This is a genomic window from Endozoicomonas sp. (assembly GCF_031844845.1).
Classification (GTDB): Bacteria; Pseudomonadota; Gammaproteobacteria; order Pseudomonadales; family Endozoicomonadaceae; genus Endozoicomonas.
Window position 1 is genome coordinate 1 of record NZ_JAVRMB020000012.1, and the last position, 4799, is coordinate 4799.

Below are 4799 nucleotides of genomic sequence, written 5' to 3' on the forward strand. Positions count from 1 at the left end.
ATAAAGATAAAAATGGAAGATATTATGATAAAGCATGGCTATAATGTCCAACTCCCAGAGGACAATGAGGAATTTAGTGAAGCGTTTAATCAATGGAATGATGAAATAGTAAATATTATAAACTCAGCGAAAGAAAATATAGATAATAACCCATCTGATTATCCATGCCCGGATTCAACAAAAGTCAGATATGATAAACTCTGCGAGGACGCTTTCAACAAATTGATGCTTCATGTCCGCGTACAAAATTATGGAGGGATTTACCAAGTCAGTATGCCCGATAATAAATGTAACGAAAAAGAGGTAACAGTCAAACCCGAAGCTACCATATTGATACCGGATTCCCTGAGTCATGTGGGAGTGACGACGAAAAGACAGACTGACAGTCCTGCCGTAAGCGACTTGGGAGTAATCACTCTCGATCGTTCGGATGTTGATACTGGTAATGAGACTACAGATTATCCAGTCATTGGAAAAACCAGTAAAAGTCCGATGCGAACAGAAGTCAGTACTGATAATCCTTCGACCGCCGGTTTAAAGGAAAAAACAGACAAACTTATCAGTCAGCGGTTTGAAGAGATGCGAAGTGAAATAAACCATATAATTGTACGGCATGCAGATGGCCATTACTCTATCGAACGAAGCAATAAAAAACTAAGTGATGCCTTTGAAAAATGCAGTAACGACATGGTAAGTATTACAAAATCAGCGAAAGAAAATATAGGTGAGAAGTTATCTGGTTATCCAGACCTGAATTCAATAAATGCTGCCTATGATGAATCATGCGCCCGCGCGTTAGATCAATTAGTTGACCGTAGAAGTAATATAAATAATAAGGGCTATTTCAAAATCGCTATTTTCGAGACCAAATGTGATGCAAAAGAGGTGACAGTCAAAACGCCAATATCTGAAGCTCCCATATCGACACCGGATTCCCTGAATCATGTGGGAACGACAACGATAAGTCATACTGACACTTCTCCCGGAATCGATATGGCAGGAATCAAACCCGAGTATCCGAATGTTGATGTTGTCAGTGGTGTTATAGATGACCAAAGCACTGAAAAAGCCAGAAAAACGCCGATGCGAACAGAAGTCAGTACTGTCAGTGATATAAATAGCGATGAGAAAAACGATGAAACCATAGGGTTATTTGCCGATGAACCGGCGAGAATGGAGAAAACCAGTCTAGAAACTGCACCATCCACTCCAGTCGTAAATGAAAACTCTGAAACCGAGGGGCCGTTTCATCATCTGGATACAGAATTTAACCGTTTGGTAATGGAGGGTAAGAAGGAAGTTACGGATGCTATGTCAAAGGTTAGAAGGGCTTTTGAGACGTCTTCAGAGTATCTGGGTAGTCATTCAGGTAAACCTCCGGCTTATGAACTGTCCGGCTTTGTTTCGCAAGCCAGTTATGATGACTTTTCGAATGGTTTTGATGATGTCCGGGAAAAAATAGAGAGACTGGGTGATAAAGAAAAACAAAAAATTGATTCAGATACGGTTAATTTAAGTCCGGAAGACAAAGAGCAGAAAAAAACTGAAATAGATAACTTGACAAAGAAGGCCAGTCGGTATTTTGATTCAGAGTTAAACTCGATTTATGGAACAGATGATAAGGAAATATATGACAATATTTATAAAGAATATCAGCGCCGGATAAATATACCTGGAGTTGCAGAAGCTCAACAGGATATTGAACACAGTGCCGCAACCTCGGCAGCCAGTCGCCCCAGGAATTTTGTGTCAGATGTTGTCATCGGTACTGCCGCCATTTTGTCCAGAGCGTTGTCCCCTCAGAATCTGGTTAACACGTATAACTGGATTACTGGCACTGGAACGGAACAGGAAAATTCATCTCTGTCTCATCAGAAACAACCCGATGTTACTGCTGAAACACATCGTTCCATTGAAGATCCTATACAGGATACAGCACCCTCCGGGCAAGCCCTCAAAGCCCCTCATACTCACCCGGGTTTGGTGAATATGATTGGCGCATCGCAACTGGAAAAGATTCCGATGATTGGGGGGCAGAACATTAGCGTCAATAATATGGATAGCAGTATCCTTCAGTTAGCCAGTCTGGTTGCAGCAAAGGTCAGTGGCCAGAACTTAGGCACAAACCTCACAATCCCTATCAGCCCTCCAGATACAATATCAGCGATACACAACAATCCTGCCAGCAATCTGCTTGCCACCTCCTTCACCCTTATGGGGGGGGTTCTGATTTCGAAAATGTTTAAAGACCTGATTTCTACCGGACAAAAGCAGTCACTTGATGCCAGTTGGACACCAAAAAACATTTTGGATATCGCTATTTTGCAAGAACATTGTTCCCGTCAGGATCTACCCTCGGCCCTTCCTCAGAGCTTCCTTGATGATGTGTTTAACTCACCGGTAGTGGGTATTAACAGCGGCTCTGATAATTTCGACATGAACCAGTACGGAGAACTTATCATCAAGGAAGGCAAGCCGAAAAAAGAGTACTTTTCCCTTTTTCTCCATGGCCTGGCCAAAGACTGCCGAAAGTCGTCAACGGCAAGTGCCAGCCCTGAAAACCCCCAGAACGATGTCAGTGATAAAGCGTTAGCGGAACAAATCCACGAAGCACTGCCACATACCTCACCCGGGGATCGGGCTATCATCTTTCGGGCCATAACTTTGAAGGATCAACAGCAAACCTCCTGGAGGCAGTCCATTACCGGTTCATCCTGGCCCACCGACAGGAAAGATCAAATCGAGAAGATGTCCGATTTTCTAAATCCTACCCCCAAATCCCAGCGCCGGAAATCTGTCCCAGAGGTCAAATCCAAGGGCCAGAAATTGACCACTGAGGCCCGGCATATGATGAAGGAAGTGAAAGAAGGCACTCTCCAGCAGGGAAAGGAGGAGTTCTTTAAATTACCCAAGTCTGAGATACAGAAGTGCATAGATAAACTGAGAAATAAACAGGATATCTGTCGGCTTGATACATCCGAAAAGCACTACAACGATGTCAAAAAAGGACTTCCCGGCCTACTCACCGGCGAGAGCCGTGAGAAGCGCATACTGGATGAGACAAAAGAATTTATGAAGAATACCGGCATAAAACCCAACTCTTCGGATAAGCATAAACCGGAGAAAATGGTGGGCTTAATGCACACTATCAAAGAGGACCAATTGAAGCAGCAAGCCTGGGAGCTACTGATCTATTATTATGATATTAAAATCGCCGTGAAGCCTGAGCTAAAGAGGGCAGTAAAATTACACCAGCGGATCATCAATGAAAAGCTGTCTGACACTCCCGGTGAAGCTCAGGTGTTGAGCCAGTTAATTCCAGAAATGCTTGGCCCCAGGAAATCTACCCGCTTTGAAATGTCCCAGAGCCAAAATGGCCTCAACAATCTGCCGGTACCCTATCAATGCCTGAAATATAGTGGTGAAGAGGTGGACGCCAAGCTTCAGCAATACGGTGGAATTAAAAAAATCGCCGATTCGCACTACTCTGGTATTTTTGGCAAGAACGAAGCCTCAAAGGAGGCCATAATCCATTCGGTGTCACAAAAGTGTCTGGTTGCTCTGCACCTGCACGAAAAGGAGTTATCGCAACAGAAGCAAACTGATTTCATCTGCTATCTGTTGCAACAGGAGAGGGGGGTGGACGCTACCCAAGCGGCTGCAGGTTGAAGGGTGATGGGCATCCGGTAAATTACCGTGCAGTGTCCTGTTGGGATTGCCGCCTTAAGGTCGTTGGGGCCGATATGCTGGTGGGTTAAACAGGTTGGTCAGCTGACCTGTATCCGGCATCGAACCCATGGGGTATTTTGGTGATCCCAAATGTCCCGGGGTTCCGTTCGGACTGAGTTCTGAGCCGTCGAAGAATCGAAGTCCGGTGGCACCACCCTTCGACAAGCTTCAGGGTGAACGGAGATCGAGTTCAACATGGGGAGGTTATTTAAAGACAATTCCTTATTATTCAGGCGGCAGTGGTCATTTGTCCATTGGCGAAATAGTTTTGCAGATACGTTTCAAAGTCCGTGTGTTCTGCGGCTTCCATTTGCTGTTGCTCCAATAGTGATTGCTGAGCCAGTATTTTTGCTGAGGGTGTTGTGTCCACGTTATCCAGTTTTTCGTGTTCCGCCTTAAGGCTGGAACTAAAATGGTGGGTACTGTTAGCACGATCCAGCAGTTGAGCTACCGGTCACATTTTTTCAAACAACCTGTGCGCCCAGTCGGTCAGAGTGTGCTGATGAGCAGGAAGGTTGTCTTGCGCTTTGTTTTTTGTAGATTGGCAGTAAAGAGTTAAAAATAGAGGGCATTGCGTTTTAGTGGAACATTATTATGACAATACTGTGGACAGTTTTTAAAGAGCGTAATGCCCGTGGGGCAAGGCCTGCGTGTAGGGGCTGGTATTTAATAGCAAGTATGGGTCGGCGCAGAGTTGCTATTAAATGCCTTATAAAGCCACAGACCCCGGAATGCTTGGGCTAAAACTGTCCGAAGTATTGTTTGGAAAGAAATGACGAGTTTGTTTACAACCTGGATGATTGATAGTTGGGATGATTTGTTTAATGCAATTATTCACGGAGTTATACTCAGAAAAATTGAATTCAATAGTTCATGAAATTGAAAGGTAGCCAGGTTTTCAGGGTTTTATTAAATTAGTTTTTGGCACAACGGTGTTTGTCAACATAGTTGTCGCCTCAACTTAAGCAGCTTTGCTTAGTTGCTCATCAGCAGGCCTGTCGGGATTCAACCAGACCTCATCAGCTAGATCCCAGTTTCTTGTCGACCTCTTTCCCCAGCGCTCTGGGTGG

General features: G+C 44.5%; 2 protein-coding genes. One reads left to right on the forward strand and one right to left on the reverse strand.

What is annotated here, in order from left to right:
* Window positions 1–273: 273 nt before the first annotated feature.
* The gene (locus RM811_RS00570) at window positions 274–3669 is read left to right on the forward strand and encodes a hypothetical protein (RefSeq protein WP_402519679.1); all 3396 of its coding nucleotides are present in this window, start codon (window positions 274–276) and stop codon (window positions 3667–3669) included.
* A 289-nt stretch (window positions 3670–3958) separates the two neighbouring features.
* Here the strand turns inward: RM811_RS00570 and RM811_RS00575 are convergent, their stop codons facing one another.
* Window positions 3959–4099: a hypothetical protein gene (locus RM811_RS00575; RefSeq protein ID WP_402519682.1), complete on the reverse strand. Its 141-nt coding sequence runs from the start codon at window positions 4097–4099 to the stop codon at window positions 3959–3961.
* Window positions 4100–4799: the final 700 nt, after the last annotated feature.